This window comes from uncultured Shewanella sp. (assembly GCF_947495455.1).
Taxonomy (GTDB): Bacteria; Pseudomonadota; Gammaproteobacteria; order Enterobacterales; family Shewanellaceae; genus Shewanella.
The window spans coordinates 1-395 of record NZ_CANLZC010000274.1 but is presented as its reverse complement, the minus strand read 5'-3'; the positions used below and the strand labels follow the sequence as shown (position 1 = coordinate 395).

The 395-nt window shown below is 40.5% G+C and carries 1 pseudogene; it reads left to right on the top strand.

From position 1 onward, the window contains the following. Positions 1-198: 198 nt before the first annotated feature. Positions 199-395, top strand: a pseudogene (locus tag Q0791_RS25095) (hypothetical protein); the annotation flags it as partial.

The window sequence follows — 395 nt, the reverse complement described above, 5'->3', positions numbered from 1 at the left end:
CCTAACATTGACGCAGCGGTCATTTGGGTTAATTTTTTATTACAAACATCCTTAATGACACCAATGCGGTGCAGTTCTTTTTCGCTCATCGTAATTAACATGGCACCAATCTAAATACACTGGATTATTTGTACCCAGCATACCAAAATGTGACATCTCTAAATTGGGAAAATGTGACATCACTATATTGGATCTACACTCGATGAAGCGGCACTATTAGCTTGTATGGCTTATGTTGAATTGAATCCCATTCGTGCAAAGATGGCGAGAACACCAGAGCAATCAGATCACACTAGCCTCAAATTACGTATTGAAGCTGCATTAACGGGTAAGCAGCCTAAACAGCTTCTCCCTTTTATTGGCAATGAGCGTCAACATCAACCCAAAGGTGTTAC